3 protein-coding genes are annotated in these 18803 nt (G+C 71.6%); all 3 read left to right on the top strand.

Annotation, left to right across the window (positions count from 1 at the left end; all coding sequences use genetic code 11):
- Positions 1 to 27: 27 nt before the first annotated feature.
- The 3 genes from ACT2CW_RS14280 (at position 28) to ACT2CW_RS14270 (ending at position 18768) form a co-directional block, all read left to right on the top strand.
- Entirely contained in the window at positions 28 to 6615 is a 6588-nt protein-coding gene (locus ACT2CW_RS14280) for an SDR family NAD(P)-dependent oxidoreductase (RefSeq protein WP_445516827.1), read from the top strand.
- A gap of 120 nt (positions 6616 to 6735) precedes the next feature.
- On the top strand, positions 6736 to 12225 hold the full coding sequence (locus tag ACT2CW_RS14275) for an SDR family NAD(P)-dependent oxidoreductase (protein ID WP_445517015.1): 5490 nt from the start codon (positions 6736 to 6738) through the stop codon (positions 12223 to 12225).
- A gap of 18 nt (positions 12226 to 12243) precedes the next feature.
- Positions 12244 to 18768, top strand: a complete 6525-nt coding sequence (locus ACT2CW_RS14270) for an SDR family NAD(P)-dependent oxidoreductase (protein WP_445516826.1) — start codon at positions 12244 to 12246, stop codon at positions 18766 to 18768.
- The last annotated feature ends 35 nt before the right edge of the window (positions 18769 to 18803 follow it).

Genomic DNA, 18803 nt, shown 5'->3' with positions numbered 1-18803 from the left:
ACGCACTCGACGCGGTGGGAGGCAGCCATGAGCAGTAGCCAGAGCGCACAGATCGTCGAAGCCCTGCGCGCCTCGCTGAAGGACAACGCCCGGCTGAAGCACGAGTACGACAAGGCGGTCGCGGCCACCTCCGCCCCCATCGCCATCGTCGGGATGGCCTGCCGGCTGCCGGGCGGGCTGAGCACACCGGAAGACCTGTGGGAGCTGGTGTCCACCGGCGGTGACGGCATCTCCGGCTTTCCGGTGAACCGCGGCTGGGACCTGGACAACCTCTTCCACCCCGATCCGGACCACCCCGGCACCAGCTATGCCACGGAAGGGGGCTTCCTGCACGACGCCGGTGAGTTCGACGCGGGCTTCTTCGGCATCTCGCCCCGGGAGGCCGTGGCGATGGACCCCCAGCAGCGGATCATGCTGGAGCTGTCCTGGGAGGTGTTCGAGCGCGCCGGAATCGACCCGACCAGCAAGCGGGGCAAGGACGTCGGCGTCTACTCCGGTATCGCGTTCCACGACTACGGCACCGGCCTCGCCGAGGTCCCCGAAGGGCTCGAAGGCTTCATCCTCACCGGTGGCGCGGGAAGTGTGCTGTCCGGGCGGGTCTCCTACGCACTCGGCCTCGAAGGCCCCGCCGTGACGATCGACACGGCGTGCTCCTCGTCGCTGGTGGCGCTGCATCTGGCGGCGCAGGCGCTGCGGGCGGGCGAGTGCTCGATGGCGCTGGCCGGCGGGGTCACCGTGATGGCGGCCTCCGACGCGTTCGTGGGCTTCTCCCGGCAGCGCGGACTGGCCCCCGACGGCCGGTGCAAGGCGTTCGCGGCCTCGGCGGACGGCACCGGGTTCTCCGAAGGCGCCGGTGTGCTTCTGCTGGAGCGCCTGTCCGACGCCGTCGACGCGGGACACCCGGTACTGGCGGTGGTGCGCGGCTCGGCGGTGAACCAGGACGGCGCCTCCAACGGCCTCACCGCGCCCAACGGCCCCTCACAGCGGCGTGTCATCCGCCGGGCGCTGAGCGGCGCGCGGCTGTCGGGCGCCGATGTGGACGTGGTGGAGGCACACGGCACGGGTACGGCGCTGGGCGATCCCATCGAGGCCCAGGCCTTGCTGGCCACGTACGGCCGGGACCGCGACCGCCCGCTGTGGCTGGGGTCGGTGAAGTCCAACATCGGCCACACCCAGGCCGCCGCCGGTGCGGCCGGTGTGATCAAGATGGTGATGGCGATGCGGCACGGCGTACTGCCGAAGACGCTGCATGTGGACGCGCCCACACCCCAGGTGGACTGGTCGGCCGGTGCCGTGGAGCTCCTGACCAGCGAACAGCCGTGGCCGGAGACGGGACGGCCACGCCGGGCCGCCGTATCGGGCTTCGGCATCAGCGGCACCAACGCCCATGTGATCCTCGAAGAGGCCCCGGCCCTCCAGCCCGCCGACCCCGGCCCCGCGACCGGCTCGACCGACGCACCGGGCGCGGCCGGCGAACTGGCGTCCTCGCCACCGGCGCTGGATGACGCCCCGGTGCTCCAGGACGCCCCCGTGCTCCAGGACGCCCCGGTGCCACTTCTGGTGTCCGGGCGGGGCGAGCCGGGGCTGCGCGCTCAGGCCCAGCGCCTGCTGTCGTTCCTGGACGCACGCCCCGACGTGGCCCTGCCGGACCTCGGCTGGTCGCTGGCCTCCGGGCGCGCCGCGCTGGAGCAGCGCGGCGTGGTGCTGGCCACCGACCGGGACGCCGCGCTGCGCGGCCTGACCGCACTGGCCCAGAACACCCCCGCCCCCGATGTGGTCCGCGGCACCGGCCCGGCCACCGGTCACATCGCCTTCGTCTTCCCCGGCCAGGGCTCGCAGTGGCAGGGCATGGCGGCCGAACTGCTGGCCTCCTCATCGGCGTTCGCCGCCCGGTTCGCCGAATGCGATGACGCGTTGGGCCGCCTCCTGGACTGGTCCGTCACCGATGTGATCCAGGGGGTCGAGGGCGCGCCTTCCCTGGACCGCATCGAGATCCTGCAACCCGCGCTGTTCGCGGTGCATGTGTCCCTGGCGGCGGTGTGGGCGGCGGCCGGGGTCGAACCGGCGGCGGTGGTCGGCCACAGCCAGGGGGAGATCGCGGCGGCGTATGTGGCGGGCGCGTTGTCGCTGGAGGACGCGGCCAGGATCGTGGTCCTGCGCAGCGCCCTGTTCGCCGAGGAACTGGTGGGCAAGGGCGCGGTGGCCTCCGTGGCGGCCTCGCCCGACGCCGTGGAGAAGCGGCTGGCGGACTGGGGTGACCGGCTGGTGATCGCCGGACGCAACGGCCCCTCGGCCGTGACCGTCGCGGGCGAGGTGGCGGCGCTGGAGGAGTTCGTCGCCGGGTGCAAGGGCGACGGGATCCGGGCGCAGGTCGTGGGCTCGACGGTGGCCTCGCACTGCGCCCAGGTCGATCCGTTGCGGGACCGTATCCTCGCGATGTTCGCCGACATCACCCCGCGCCGCGGCCACATCCCGTTCTACTCGACGGTCACCGGCGGTGTGCTCGACACCGGCGAACTGGACGCCGAGTACTGGTTCCGCAACGCGCGCCACCCGGTCGACTTCGAGGGCGCCGTCCATGAACTCCTCGCCGACGGCTTCGGCTTCTTCGTCGAGTCCAGCGCCCATCCCGTGCTGGTGACGGCCATGCAGCAGATGTTCGAGGACGCCGGGGCCGACGCGGTGGCCGTGGGCTCCCTGCGGCGCGACGAGGGCGGTGCGCGGCGGTTCCTGACTTCCCTCGCCGAGGGCCACGTCGGCGGGCTGCCGGTGGACTGGGCCACGGTGTTCGCCGGTTCGGACCCGCGCCGGATCGACCTGCCCACGTACGCCTTCCAACGGCACCACTACTGGCTGGAGTCGACCGACACCTTCGGCGACGCCTCCGGGCTCGGCCTGGAACCGGCCCAGCACCCCCTGCTGGGCGCGGTCACCGAGTTCCCCGAGTCCGGCGGGGTGTTGTTCACCTCCCGGCTGTCGCTGCGTACGCACCCCTGGCTGGCCGACCACGCGGCGGCGGGCACCGTGCTGCTGCCCGGGGCCGCGTTCGTGGAGCTGGCGGTGCGCGCCGGTGACGAGGTCGGCTGCGGTGTCGTCGAAGAACTCGTCATCGAGGCACCGCTCACCCTGGCCGAGGGCGACGGCGCACGCCTCCAGGTATACGTGGGCGAGGCGGGCGACTCCGGGCGGCGCCCGCTCTCCGTACGCTCCCGCGCGGCGGGAAGCGGACCGGGGGCGTCCTGGACACGGCACGCCACCGGTGTCCTCGCACCGGCCGCCGCCGCCACTCCACCCGACACCGGCCTCGCCCAGTGGCCACCGGCCGGCGCGGTCGCGGTGGACGGCGAGCGGGTGTCCGAGGCGTACGAGGACATGGCCGCCGCCGGTTACGGCTACGGACCGGCCTTCCGGGGGCTGCGCGCGGTGTGGACCCGGGGCGATGAGGTGTTCGCCGAGGTCGCGCTGGCCGACGACCAGGGGCTCTCGGCGGACGGCTTTGGCCTGCACCCGGTGCTGCTCGACTCCGCCATGCACGCGATCGCCTTCCGCGACCTCGGCACCGCCCAGGCCACGCTGGCACTGCCCTTCGCCTACCGCGACATCGCCCTGCACGCCGCCGGGGCGTCCGCGCTACGCGTCCACATCACACCGAACGGCCCCGAGGAAGTGGCGCTTCACCTGGCGGACACCGGTGGCGCGGCCGTCGCCACCGTCGGCTCCGTGGTGTCCCGGCCGGTGGCCACCGAACTGCTGGACACCGGCACCAGCCCCACCCGGGAGCGGATGTTCCGCGTCGGCTGGGACGAGCTCCCGGCACCGGCGGCCGACACCACACCGGACGCCCCGCACCCCGTACCGGTGGCGACCGCCGAGGACATCCGCGAACTGGCCGAGACGGCCGACCTGGGCGTGCCCGAGGCGCTGCTCCTCGACCTGGCCGGCGACGGCCGGGAGCCGAGCGCGAGCGGTGTACGCGAGGTGACCGGCCGGGTGCTGGAACTGCTCCAGACCTGGCTGGCCGCCCCCGAACTCGACGACACCCGGCTGCTCGTGCTCACCCACGGCGCGGTGGCCGTGCACCACGACCGCGAGCTCACCGACCCCACCGCCGCCGCCGTATGCGGTCTGCTCCGGTCCGCCCAGGCCGAGAACCCCGGGCGGATCACACTGGTGGACACCGACCGGGCGCAGGCGTCCCTGGCCCTGCTGTCCGGCGCGTTCACCGGCGGAGAGCCACAACTCGCCCTGCGCGACGGCATCCGCTACGCCCGCCGCCTCACCCGCGCGGACACCACCGGCGCGCTGACCCCACCCGCGGGCGCGGCGGCCTGGCGGCTGGAGCCCGGCCCCGACGGCACCCTCGAAGGTCTGGCGCTGCGCCCCGCACCCGCGGCGCTGGAACCGCTGGCGGCCGGTCAGGTCCGGATCGAGGTCCGGGCGGCGGGGCTGAACTTCCTGGACGTCCTGGTGGCGCTGGACATGAACCGGGTCGATGCCACCATCGGCAACGAGGGTTCCGGAGTGGTCACCGAGATCGGCCCCGGAGTAACCGGGCTCACCGTCGGCGACCGGGTGATGGGGCTCTTCCCCGACGCCGTAGGACCGCTGGCCGTGGCCGACCACCGCACCGTGGCGAGGATCCCGCACGGCTGGTCGTTCCAGCAGGCCGCCACCGTGCCGATGGCGTTCCTCACCGCCTACTACGGGCTGCGCGACCTCGCCGGTCTGCGATCCGGCGAGTCCGTACTGATCCACGCCGCCGCCGGAGGCGTCGGCATGGCCGCCGCGCAGCTCGCCCGGCACTGGGGCGCCGAGGTGTTCGCCACCGCCGCCCCCGCCAAATGGGACGCCGTACGCGCCACCGGCATCAGCGAGCAGCGGCTCGGCAACTCGCGCACCGTGGACTTCGCAGCACACTTCCTGGACGCCACCCAGGGCCGGGGTGTCGATGTGGTGCTGGACAGCCTGGCCGGGGAGTCCGTGGACGCCTCGCTGCGGCTGCTGCCCCGAGGCGGCCGGTTCCTCGAGATGGGCAAGACCGACCTGCGAAGCCCCGAGGAGGTGGCGACCACCCATCCCGGCGTCTCCTACCAGGCGTTCTCCCTCTACGAGGCGGGCAATGAACGCATTGGGGAGATGCTCGGCGAACTGGTCGAGCTGTTCGACCGGGGAGCGCTGCACCCGCTGCCGCTGAACACCTGGGACGTACGCCACGCCCCGGCCGCCTTCCGCTACATGAGCCAGGGACGGCACATCGGCAAGAACGTGTTCACCCTGCCCCGCACCCCCGACGCCACCGGCACCCTCCTGGTCACCGGCGGCACCGGCTCGCTGGGCCGCCTGGTGGCCCGGCGCATGGTCACCGAACACGGAATGCGCAACGTGGTCCTGGCCGGACGACGCGGCAGGGACGCCACGGGGATACCCGAGCTGGAGGACGAGCTCGGCGCGCTGGGCGCCACCGTGCGCACGGTGGCCTGCGACCTCGCCGACCGCGAGGCGGTGGCCGCACTGCTCGGCACGATCCCCGAGGACACCCCGCTGACCGCCGTGGTGCACACCGCCGGGCTGCTGGACGACGGCGTGATCACCACCCTCACCCCGGAACGCCTGGACACGGTGTTCCGCCCCAAGGTGGACGCGGTGCTCAACCTGCACGAGCTGACCCGCGACCTCGACCTCGCCGCGTTCGTCCTCTTCTCCTCCGGCGCGGGCACCTTCGACTCCCCGGGCCAGGGCAACTACTCCGCCGCCAACGCCTTCCTCGACGCGCTCGCCCGCCACCGCCACGCCAGCGGGCTGCCCGCCACCTCCCTCGCCTGGGGTCTGTGGGGGCAGGTCACCGACATGAGCGCACACCTGGACGACTCCGACCAGCGGCGGATGGCCCAGGGCGGCATGCTCGGCCTCTCCGTACCCGAGGGCATGGAGCTGTTCGACACCGCGTTGCGCGGCCCCGACACCGTACTGGTCCCCGCCCACATGGACTTCGCCGCCCTGCGCACCCTGGCTGCCTCCGGCTCGCTGCCCGCACTGCTGCGTGCCCTCGTCCGCACCCCGCGACGGGCCGTCGACAACGCGGCGGCGGACACGGAGGACCTGGTGAGCAGGCTGGTCAGGGCAACCTCCGGTCAGCAGGAGAAGATCCTGCTCGACCTGGTCCAGCAGGAGGCCGCCGCCGTCCTCGGCCACGCCTCGGCCGATCTGATCGAGCCCAACCAGCCCTTCAAGGAGATCGGCTTCGACTCGCTCACCGCCGTGGAGCTGCGCAACCGGCTCTCCCGCCGGGCCGGGGTACGGCTGCCCGCCACGCTCATCTTCGACCATCCCGCCCCCGCGTCCCTCGCCCGCTACCTCCTGGCCGAACTGGGCCAGGAGGTCGACACCTCCGAGGTGCTGATGGCCGAGCTCGACACCGTGGCCAGGACCCTGGCCGAGGTGACCCCCGACCCCACGACCCACGCCACGGTGCTGGCCCGTCTCCATCTGCTGGTCGAGCAGTGGGAGACCACGGCGGGCGCCACAACCGACGACCAGGACGAGGAGTTCGACGTGGACACCGCGACCGACGAGGCCATGTTCGAGCTCATCGACCGGGAGTTCGGCACCTCGTGACCGCCCGGTCCCGCGTGACGACACGCCACATGCCGCCGACCCTCCAGCAGACGCCACCGTTTCCATCGGGAGTGAACGCTCATGGCAGATGACGGGAAGCTGCGCGACTACCTCAAGCGCGTGCTGGCGGACGCCCGCCGCTCCCAGAAGCGGGTCCGCGAGCTGGAGGCCGAGAAGACGGAGCCGATCGCGATCGTCGCGATGGCCTGCCGGCTTCCGGGCGGGGTGTCCTCACCGGAGCAGCTGTGGGAGCTGGTGCTGGACGGGCGGGACGGCATCACCGGCTTCCCCGTCAACCGTGGCTGGGATCTGGCGAACCTGTTCCATCCGGACCCCGACCACCGGGGCACCAGCTATGTCCGGGAGGGCGGATTCCTGCATGACGCCGGGGAGTTCGACCCGGGCTTCTTCGGGATCTCCCCGCGCGAGGCGGTCACGATGGATCCGCAACAGCGCATCATGCTCGAACTCTCCTGGGAGGCGTTCGAACGGGCGGGTATCGACCCGACCGCGTGGCGCGGCAAGGACGTCGGTGTCTTCTCCGGCTTCGCGGGCAGCGACTACGGGGCCGGGCTGCCGGAGCTGCCCGAGGCCCTGGAGAGCTATCTGATGACCTCCGACGCCGGAAGTGTGCTCTCCGGCCGGATCTCCTACACCTTCGGGTTCGAGGGCCCCGCCGTCACGGTCGACACCGCCTGCTCCGCGTCCCTGGTGGCCCTCCACTTGGCCGCGCGGGCCCTCCGGGCGGGGGACTGCTCGATGGCGCTGGCCGGTGGTGTCACCATCCTGGGCACACCACGGGCGTTCATCGGCTTCTCACGCCAGCGTGGACTCGCCGCCGACGCCCGCTGCAAGGCATTCGCCGCGGCGGCGGACGGCACCGGCTTCTCCGAGGGCGCGGGGGTGCTGCTGCTGGAGCGGTTATCGGACGCGGAGCGAAACGGTCATCGGGTGTTGGCGGTGGTGCGGGGCAGTGCGGTGAACCAGGACGGTGCGTCGAATGGCTTGACCGCCCCGAATGGTCCGTCGCAGCAGCGTGTCATCCGGCAGGCGCTGGCCCATGCGCGCCTTGGCCCGTCCGAGGTGGACGCGGTGGAGGCCCATGGAACGGGGACCGCGCTGGGCGACCCGATCGAGGCGCAGGCGCTGCTGGCCACGTACGGCCAGGGGCGGCCGGAGGACCGCCCGCTGTGGCTGGGCTCGCTGAAGTCCAACATCGGCCATACCCAGGGCGCGGCGGGCGTGGCCGGGGTCATCAAGATGGTGATGGCACTGCGGCACGGGGTGTTGCCGCAGACGTTGCACGTGGACGAGCCCACGCCGCAAGTGGATTGGTCGGCGGGTGCGGTGGAACTGCTGACCGAGCGGCGGGCGTGGCCGGAGGCGGGGCGTCCGCGCCGGGCGGGGGTGTCGGGTTTCGGGGTGAGCGGGACGAACGCCCACGTGATTCTGGAGCAGGCTCCGGAGATGACGGCTGACGTGGCGCCGGAGGTTCCGGGTGGTGTGGTGCCGTTGGTGGTGTCGGGGCGTGGCGATGCGGGGTTGCGGGCCCAGGCGCGGCGGTTGCTTGACTTCGTCGAAGGCCACCCGGAGGTGGGCGTGACGGAGCTGGGCTTTGCGTTGGGTTGTGGTCGGGCGGGGTTGTCGGATCGTGCGGTGGTGGTGGCGGGGGATCGTGAGGAGGCGTTGGCGGGGCTGGCGGCGGTGGCGCGGGGTGAGTCGGGTGTGGGGGTGGTGTCGGGTTCGGTGGTGCGTGGTCGGTTGGGGGTGTTGTTCGCTGGTCAGGGGTGTCAGCGGGTGGGGATGGGGCGTGGGTTGTATGAGGTGTTCCCGGTGTTCCGGGATGCTTTCGATGCGGTGTGTGAGGTGTTGGATCGGGAGCTGAGTGCGGGTGGTGTGTCGGGTTCGGTGCGGGAGGTGGCGTTCGGGGATGATGAGTTGCTGGAGCGGACGGTGTTCGCTCAGGCGGGGTTGTTCGCGGTGGAGACGGCGTTGTTCCGGTTGGTGGAGTCGTGGGGTGTGGTGCCGGATGTGGTGGGTGGGCATTCGGTGGGTGAGGTGACGGCGGCGCATGTGGCGGGTGTGTTGTCGTTGGAGGATGCGGCGGTGTTGGTGGCGGCGCGGGGTCGGTTGATGGAGGCGCTGCCGGAGGGTGGCGCGATGGTGGCGGTGGGTGCGAGCGAGGAGCAGGTGCGTCCGTTGCTGGTGTCTGGGGTGGATGTCGCGGCGGTGAATGGCCCTGTGGCGGTGGTGCTGTCCGGGGATGAGGAGCCGGTGCTGCGGGTGGCGCAGGAGTTGTCGGGGCAGGGGTGTCGTACGAGGCGTCTGGCGGTCTCCCATGCGTTCCACTCCGCCCGGATGGAGCCGATGCTGGAGGAGTTCCGGCGCGTGGTTGAGGGCCTGTCGTTCGCGGCTCCCGAGATTCCTGTGGTGTCGAACGCAACCGGGGAGTTGGTGGATGCGGAGGTGGTGTGTTCGCCGACGTACTGGGTGGAGCATGTGCGTTCGGCGGTGCGGTTCGCGGATGGTGTGCGGGCGCTTGCGGAGTACGGGGTGAGTACGTATCTGGAGCTGGGCCCCGATGGCACGCTGTCCGCGATGGGCCGCGAGTGCCTGGACGACGGGCAGGCCGCCTTCGTACCGGCCCTCCGCCGGGAGGGCGACGAGACCCGCGCCCTTGTCACGGCCCTGGCCACCTGCCATACGCGTGGTGTGCACGTGGACTGGGCGACCGCGCTGGGCGGAACGCGTACTGGTTCGGTCGAGCTGCCGACGTACGCCTTCCAGCGGGAGCATTACTGGTTGGTGGGGGAGCACCGGGGTGTGGGTGATGTGGCCTCCGCGGGGTTGGCGGGCGTCGGGCATCCGTTGTTGGGTGCGGTGATGGAGGTGCCGGGGTCGGGTGAGGTGTTGTTCACCTCCCGGTTGTCGCTGCGTACGCATCCGTGGCTGGCTGATCATGTGGCTGCGGGTGCGGTGTTGTTGCCGGGTGCGGTGTTTGTGGAGTTGGTGGTGCGCGCTGGTGATGAGGTGGGTTGCGGTGGGGTGGAGGAGTTGGTGATGGAGGCTCCGCTGGTGTTGGCGGAGGGCGGGGCCGTTCAGGTGCGGGTGAGTGTGGCGGAGGCCGATGAGGGTGGTCGGCGTGTGGTGCGGGTGTATTCGCGGGCGGAGGACGCGGGCGTGGGCGCCGCGTGGGTGCGGCACGCGAGCGGGACGGTGCGTGCCGCGGCGGGGTTCTCCGCTGCTGATGTGGGGCTGTCGGCATGGCCTCCGCCGGGTGCCGTGGCGGTGGATTCGGCGGAGGTGGAGGGCCTGTACGACGAGCTGGAGCGGGCCGGGTATCGGTATGGGCCGGTGTTCCAGGGGGTGCGGGCGGCGTGGCGGCTGGATGGTGCGGTGTACGCGGAGGTGGCGCTGCCGGAGGAGCATCGGGCGCAGGCGGCCGGGTTCGGACTGCATCCCGCACTCCTCGACGCGGCCATGCACGCCGCCGCGTTCCAGCACCGGGCGGAGCGTGCCGATCAGCGGACAGCGTTGCCCTTCGTCTGGCGCGATGTGGCGCTCCACGCCACGGGTGCCACGGCCTTACGGGTACGGGTGATGCCCGTCGGCGAGGACACCCTGACGCTGGAGTTGGCCGATGAGACCGGCGCCCCGGTGGCTTCGGTGGGTTCGATGGTGTCCCGCCCGGTCGAGCCCGGACAGTTCAAGGCCCCCTCGACACATGACCGTCTGCTCCGCCCGGGATGGGAGAAGACGGCGCTGACGTCGGATGGCACCCCACTGGGCGCGGTGCGGGTGGCCACGGCCGAGGATGTGCGCGCGCTGGCCGAGCGAGGCGACCGGTTCGACGCCGTGACGGTCGAGGTGGCCGAGACCGGGAATGTGCGCGAGCTGACCAGCCGCGTCCTGGAAGTCATCCAGGCGTGGTCGACCGAACCCGCGCTGGACAGCACGCGAATGGTCGTGCTGACCACGGGCGCGGCCGTCGTGGACCCGGGTGAGCCGGTCGACCCCGCCATCGCCGCCGTATGGGGGCTGGTCGGCACCGCGCAGTCGGAGAACACCGGCCGGATCCTCCTGCTGGACGTCGACGACGAGCCGTCCTCGTACGCCACGCTGAGCACCCTCGTCCCCGCCCTGTTCGCCGCCGACGAGACCCAGGCCGCGGTCCGCGCGGGTGCGTGTTTCCTACGGCGGCTCACCCGTGTGGCGGAGCCGCCCGAGGCCGAACCGAGCGGTGTGGGCGTAGCCGGGACAGTGTTGGTGACGGGTGGTACGGGGGCGCTGGGCGCGGTGGTGGCGCGACATCTGGTGGCCGTGCATGGGGTGCGGAGTCTGGTGCTGGCCAGCCGGAGCGGACCTGGCGCGCCCGGTGCTGCCGAATTGGAGGCGGAGCTGGTGGGGGCAGGCGCACGGGTGCGGATCGTCGCGTGTGATGTGGCGGACCGGGACGCGGTGGCCGAGCTGCTGGAGGCCGTTCCGGACGATGCTCCGTTGTCGGCGGTGGTGCATACGGCCGGTGTTCTGGATGACGGTGTGCTGACCGCGTTGACCCCGGAGCGTATGGATGAGGTGTTCCGGCCGAAGGTGGACGGGGCGCTGCATCTGCATGAGCTGACCCGGGACCTGGACCTGTCGGCCTTCGTCCTGTTCTCCTCGGCCGCCGGTACGTTCGGCAGCTCAGGACAGGGCAACTATGCCGCCGCCAACGCCTACCTCGACGCGCTGGCACAGCACCGGGCCGCCCAAGGGCTGCCCGCGATCTCCCTCGGCTGGGGCATGTGGTCCCAGGACGCGGGGATGACCGCCCAGCTCGGCGACACCGACCACCGGCGACTGGCCCGCGACGGACTCGCCGCGCTGACCTCTGCCGAGGGCATGGAGCTCTTCGACACCGCGTTGCGTACCGGCGAACCCACGGTCCTCCCCATCAAACTGGACCTCGGCGCACTACGGGCCCAGGCCGCCACCGGGGCGGTGCCGCCACTGCTGCGCGGGCTGGTTCCCCAGCCCCGGCGGATCCGGCAGAAGGCCCGGTCGGCGCATGCGCACGACGCCGACGCGCTCACCGAGCGACTGGCGGGGGCGGGCCCCGCGGACCGGCAGGCGATCCTGCTCGACCTGGTCCGGCAGGAGGCGGCGTATGTGCTCGGCTACGCCTCGGTCGGCCGTATCGGCCCCGACGCGGCATTCACCGACGTCGGCTTCGACTCGCTCACGGCGATAGAGCTACGGGACCGGCTCCTCGCCCGTACCGGGCTGCGGCTCCCCGCCACGTTCGCCTTCGACTTCCCCACGCCGCTGACGCTGGCGGACCACCTGAACACCCGCCTGGGCACCGAGGCCACGCGGGATCCGGTGCTGGCCGAAGTGGCGAGGCTCGAAGAACTGGTGGCCGCCCGGCCACCGGACACCGCCAAGAACACCGGCGCCGCCGCCCGGCTCCGGGCTCTGGCGGCCAAGCTCGGCACCGATGCCCCCGGGCCGGCCGGAGGCGCCGACATCGAAGCGACGCTCGAGGCGGCGTCGGTCGACGACGTACTGGCCTTCATCGACGACGAGTTCGGAATCGTGGACCCGGCGGATTCCGACCGCGCCTACGAGTGAAGGGGAAGGTGACCTCCGGTGGACAACGACGAGAAGCTGGTCCGGTACCTCAAGCGGGTGACCGCCGACCTGCACCAGGCGCGGCAGCGGCTCACCGAGATCGAGGAAGCGCGGTCGGAGCCGATCGCGATCGTGGGGATGGCGTGCCGGTTGCCGGGTGGGGTGACCACGCCGGAGGAGCTGTGGGACCTGGTGGTGTCCGGTGGTGACGCGGTCGGTGGGTTTCCGGAGGACCGGGGCTGGGATCTGGAGAACCTGTTCGACCCGGATCCGGATCACCCGGGCACCAGCTATGTCCGCGAGGGTGGCTTTCTGCGCGACGCGGGGGAGTTCGACGCGGGCTTCTTCGGGATTTCGCCGCGTGAGGCGCTGGCGATGGATCCGCAGCAGCGGCTGTTGCTGGAGACGTCATGGGAGGCCTTGGAGCGCGCCGGGATCGATCCGACGGCCCTGCGTGGCAAGGACGTCGGTGTCTACTTCGGCACCCTCAACCAGGACTACGCCACGGACGTGGACACGGTCCCCGAGGGCGTCGAGGGCTATCTGATGACAGGCAGCTCGGCGAGTGTGCTCACTGGCCGGGTCGCCTACGAGCTGGGGTTCGAGGGCCCGGCGATGACGATCGACACGGCGTGCTCCTCCTCCCTGGTGGGCCTGCACTTGGCCGCGCAGGCGCTGCGGTCGGGCGAGTGCTCCATGGCGCTGGCCGGAGGGGCCACCGTCATGTCCACCCCCAGCGCCTTCGTCGGCTTCTCGCGACAGCGTGGCATGGCCGAAGACGGCCGCTGCAAGTCGTTCGCGGCCTCGGCGGATGGCACGGGGTGGGCTGAGGGTGTGGGCGTGCTGGTGGTGGAGCGGTTGTCGGATGCGGAGCGGCTTGGGCATCGGGTGTTGGCGGTGGTGCGGGGTAGTGCGGTGAATCAGGATGGTGCGTCGAATGGGTTGACGGCGCCGAATGGTCCGTCGCAGCAGCGGGTGATTCAGCAGGCGTTGGCGGGGGCGGGGTTGGTTGCGGCCGATGTGGATGCCGTAGAGGGCCATGGCACGGGCACGACGCTGGGTGATCCGATCGAGGTCCAGGCGTTGATGGCGACCTACGGCCAGGATCGGCCTGAGGGGCGTCCGTTGTGGTTGGGGTCGTTGAAGTCGAATATTGGTCATGCGCAGGCGGCTGCGGGTGTGGCTGGTGTGATCAAGATGGTGTTGGCGTTGCGGTATGGGGTGTTGCCGAGGACGTTGCATGTGGATGAGCCGTCGTCGCAGGTGGATTGGTCTGCGGGTGCGGTGGAGTTGCTGAGGGAGCAGCGGGTGTGGCCGGAGGTGGGGCGTCCGCGTCGGGTGGGGGTGTCGGGGTTTGGGGTGAGTGGGACGAACGCTCACGTGATTTTGGAGCAGGCGCCGGAGGTGGCGGTCGAGGTGGCGCCGGTGTCGGGGGTTCCGGGTGGTGTGGTGCCGTTGGTCGTTTCGGGCTCTGATGACGCGGGGTTGCGGGGACAGGCACGGCGGCTGCTGGACTTTGTGGAGCGACGGCCGGAAGTGGAACTGGGCCATCTGGCACGTTCCTTGGCGACATCGCGAGCAGGGCTGTCGGAACGTTCGGTGGTGCTGGCGGGGGACCGGAGTGAGGCGCTGGCGGGGCTGGCGGCCGTGGCCGGAGGTGAGGCGGCCGGTAGCGATGTGGTGGGACGGGCGGATGCGCAGGGTCGGGTGGCGTTTGTTTTTCCTGGTCAGGGGGCGCAGTGGGTGGGGATGGGTGCGGAGTTGTTGGGAGAGTCGGAGGTCTTTGCGGAGTGTTTGGCTGAGTGTGCGGGGGTGTTGGATCCGTTGACGGGGTGGTCGTTGGTGGATGTGGTGCGGGGTGTTGGGGGTGGTGTGTCGTTGGATCGGGTGGATGTGGTGCAGCCGGTGTCGTTTGCGGTGATGGTGGCGTTGTCGCGGGTGTGGTTGGCGGCTGGTGTGGTGCCGTCGGTGGTGGTGGGGCATTCGCAGGGGGAGATTGCGGCGGCGTGTGTGGCGGGTGGGTTGTCGTTGGAGGATGCGGCGCGGGTGGTGGTGTTGCGTAGTCGTGCGATCGCGGCGGGGCTGTCGGGCTTGGGTGGGATGGTGTCGCTGGCTGTGGGTGTGGAGGAGGCTGAGCGGTTGGTTGAGCGTTGGGCCGGGCGGGTTGAGGTTGCGGCGGTTAATGGGCCGTTGTCGGTGGTGGTGGCTGGTGAGCCGGAGGCGTTGCGGGAGCTGGTGGGGGAGTGTGAGGGTGCGGGGGTGCGGGCGCGGTGGGTGGATGTGGATTATGCCTCGCATACGGCGCAGGTGGAGGCGATCGAGGAGGAGCTTGCCCGGTCGTTGTCGCAGGTCCGGCCGGTGTCCTCACGTATTCCGTTCTTCTCCACGGTGGAGGCGGAGTGGCTGGACACGGCTGGGTTGGATGCCGGGTATTGGTACCGGAATCTGCGGAGTACCGTCCGGTTCGCCCCGTCCATCGACCGTTTGATCGGGGAAGGCTTTGCCGCGTTCGTTGAGGCGAGTGCGCATCCGGTGCTGACGATGAGCATTGAGGCGGCGGCAGAGCAGGCGGATGCCGGACCGGTGGTGGTGACTGGGACACTGCGCCGGGACGAGGGTGGCATGCGCCGTGTGCTCACCTCCCTGGCCGAGGCATACGTACGCGGTGTCCCCGTCGACTGGACCGCCCTGCTCGGCGACATCCCCGCGCACGTCGCGTGTGACCTCCCCACCTACGCCTTCCAACACCAGCACTACTGGCTGGGACGGCGCGGCGAATCGGTGGACGCGACCGCGCTCGGGCTTGCGCGGGCCGAGCACCCACTGCTGGGCGCCGTGACCGAACTGCCCGAATCGGGAGGCTTGTTGTTCACCTCGCGGCTGTCGCTGCGTACGCATCCATGGCTGGCCGACCACGCGGCGGCGGGCACCGTGCTGTTGCCCGGCGCGGCCTTCGTGGAGCTGGCGGTGCGCGCTGGTGACGAGGTCGGCTGTGGTGTCGTCGAAGAACTCGTCGTCGAAGCACCGCTCACCCTGCCAGAGCGCGACGGTGTGCAGCTGCGGGTGAGTGTCGGCGCGGAGGACGATTCCGGCCGACGCCCGGTGGCAGTGCACTCACGCGGCCAGAACGCCGGCACCGACACCCCCTGGACCCGCCACATCAGCGGCACCCTCGCCCAGGACACCCCCGATGAGCTGGACGCGGACCTGACGCAGTGGCCCCCCGCCGGGGCCGTGGCGGTCCCGGAGGAGCGGGTGCTCGGCATCTACGAGGAGCTGGAGGGGAACGGTTACGGATACGGCCCGGCCTTCCGTGGTCTGCGTGCCGCGTGGACGCGGGGCGACGAGATCTACGCCGAGGTGGCCCTGCCCGAGGAGATGTCGGCCGAAGCCACCGCGTTCGGGCTGCATCCCGCACTGCTCGACGCGGCCCTGCACGCCACCGCGTTCCGCGACCGTACTGATGACCAGGCGGGGCCCGCGTTGCCGTTCGCCTATCGCGGAGTGTCCCTGCACGCTTCCGGCGCGTCGGCACTGCGCGTAGGTATCACACGCAACGGCAAGGATGGCGTGGGCCTTCGGCTGGCTGATCCCAGTGGCGCGGCGGTGGCGGTGGTCGAGTCGTTGGTGTCGCGGCCGATGCCGGCGGCGCTGCTGGACGCCGCCACACAGGCCACGACCGACCAGATGTTCCTCGTAGGGTGGGAGCAGCTGCGGGTCGACGCCGCCGACGTACCGCTTGACACCGTCTCCGTACACACCGCGCAGGACGTACGGCAGTTGGCCACTCGAACCGACGCGCCGGCCGAGTCGCCGCCGGTGCTGCTGTACGAGATCGGCCCCGGTGATGCCGTAAGCGACGACACCGGCGCGGCCCGCGTGCATGAGCTGGCGGGCCAAGTGCTGGACGTGCTGCGGACGTGGCTGACCGAGCCCACGCTGGAGGACTCACGTTTGGTGATGCTGACGCGGGGTGCCGTAGGAGTGCGGGACACCGACCCGGTCGATCCGGCGGTCGCCGCGGCCTGGGGGCTGGTCGGCACCGCGCAGTCGGAGAACCCCGGGCGGATCCTGCTCCTGGACGCGGACGGCACACCGGCCTCCACCGAGGCCCTGCCCACCCTTCTCCCCGCCCTGCTCGCCGGAGACGAACCACAGCTCGCACTGCGCGCGGGCGTCTGCCACCAACGCCGTCTGACCCGGGCGTCGGCCGATGAGGCGCTGGTGGCGCCCGAGGGAGAAGCCGCGTGGCAGCTGGGCACCCGCGGCCCGGGGACACTGGAGAGCCTGGCGCTGCTGCCGTCGCCGAATGCCTTGGCGCCACTGCCACCCGGCCATGTCCGGATCGAGACACGTGCCGCGGGGCTCAACTTCCGCGATGTGCTGATGGCGCTGGGCATGTACCCGGGCGAGATCAGCATCGGCAACGAGGGCGCGGGCGTGGTCACGGAGGTCGGCCCGGGCGTCACCCGCTTCGCTCCGGGTGACCGGGTCATGGGGCTCTTCGAGGGCGCGGGCGGCCCCGTCGCCGTCGCCGACTGCCTCACCCTCGTCCACATGCCCGAGGGGTGGTCCTTCGAGCAGGCGGCCGCGGTCCCCTGCGTATTCCTCACCGCCTACTTCGGGCTGCGGGACCTGGCACGGCTGGAGCGCGGGGAGTCGGTCCTCATCCATGCGGCAGCCGGAGGCGTGGGCATGGCCGCGGTGCAGCTGGCGCGGCATTGGGGCGCCGAGGTCTACGGAACGGCGAGCCCGGCCAAGTGGGACGCCGCACGAGCCGCCGGTGTCCCGGACGGACGGCTGGCCAACTCCCGGACGCTGGAGTTCGAGCAGCGGTTCATCGAGATGACCGGTGGCCGTGGCTTCGATGTGGTGCTGGACGCCCTCGCCGGAGACTTCGTGGACGCCTCACTCCGGTTGCTGCCCAGGGGCGGCCGGTTCATCGAGATGGGCAAGAGCGATATCCGGGACGCCGAAGAGGTGGGCACTCAGCACCCCGGCGTGGCCTATCGGGCGTTTGACCTGGCCGAGGCCGGTGGCGAGCGCATCCAGCGGATGCTGACCGAACTGGTCGACCTCTTCGAGAAGGGGGTGCTGACCCCGCCACCGGTGACCGTATGGGACATCCGGCGCGCTCCGGCCGCATTCCGCTTCCTGAGCCGGGCGCAGCACATCGGCAAGAACGTGTTCACCATGCCGCGCCGACTCGACCCGGACGGCACTGTGCTCATCACGGGTGGCACCGGATCGCTGGGGAAGGTGGCCGCTCGGCGCCTGGTGACCGAGCACGGCGTACGGAATCTGGTGCTGACCAGCCGGAGCGGACCCCAGGCCGCCGGCGCCGCCGAACTGGAGCGGGAACTGACCTCGCTCGGCGCGCGAGTACGGATCGCCGCCTGCGATGTCGCGGACCGCGACGCCCTGGCGGGGTTGCTGTCCTCGCTGCCCGAAGACGCGCCACTGACCGCCGTGGTGCACAGCGCGGGAGCGCTGGACGACGGTGTGATCACCGCCTTGACCAGGGAGCGGCTGGACACGGTCTTCGCCCCGAAGGTGGACGCCGCACTCCATCTGCACGAGCTGACCCGGCGGCTGGATCTGGCGGCCTTCGTCCTGTTCTCCTCGGCCGCGGGGACGCTCGGCAGCTCGGGGCAGGGGAGCTATGTGGCGGCCAACGCCTTCCTGGACGCCTTGGCACACCGGCGCCGCGCAGAAGGGCTCCCGGGCATCTCCCTGGGATGGGGGCTCTGGGCACAGGGCGCGGGGGTCGGGCTGACCGGCCACCTCACCGACGCCGACCAGCAGCGCATGGCGCGCGGGGGCGTGGCCGGGCTGTCGGAGGACGAAGGCGGGGCGCTGTTCGACGCCGCTCTCCGCATGCCCCAGGCGGTGGTGCTTCCGATGAAGCTGGATCTGGGCGCACTGCGCACCCAGGACGCCGCCACCGGACCGGTGCCACCGTTGCTCCGTGGCCTCGTCCGGCGGAGTCGGCGCATCGCTCGGACGGCCGCCGATCTGGATGCCTTCACCCAGCGCCTGACCAGGGCCACGCCCGAGGAGCAGGAGCAGATCCTGCTCGGCCTGGTCTGCCGCGAGGCGGCCCGGGTACTGGGCCACGCCTCCGCCCATGCCATCGGGCCGGACCTGGCGTTCAACGAAATCGGCTTCGACTCCCTCACGGCGGTGGAACTGCGCAACCGGCTGGCCAACCACACCGGGATACGGCTCCCGGCCACGCTGGTCTTCGACTATCCGACGCCCACCGCCCTGATGCGCCACTTGCGGACGAAGCTCTGCCCGGACGCCCCACCTGCGCAGAGCCCCGCTGGGAGCGAGGAGGAGCTGCGCCGCGTGCTGGCCGGCACACCGCTGAGCCGCTTCCAGGAGCTGGGCATCCTCGACACCCTCATGGCGCTGGTCCGAGAGCCCCAAGCGGCGCAGCAGGCGGATGGGCAGGCGGCGGACGGGCAACCGCCTGCCGCGATCGCCGATATGGATGTCGCCAGTCTGGTGCAACGAGCCATGAGCAAGGCCGGGAAGTAATGTCGGTTCGGAATGCGGAGGCCGGGATGACCACT

It is taken from the genome of Streptomyces sp. NEAU-174 (genome assembly GCF_052665095.1).
The sequence above is the reverse complement of the archived record's forward strand: the minus strand, read 5'-3'. Positions and strand labels throughout refer to the sequence as shown.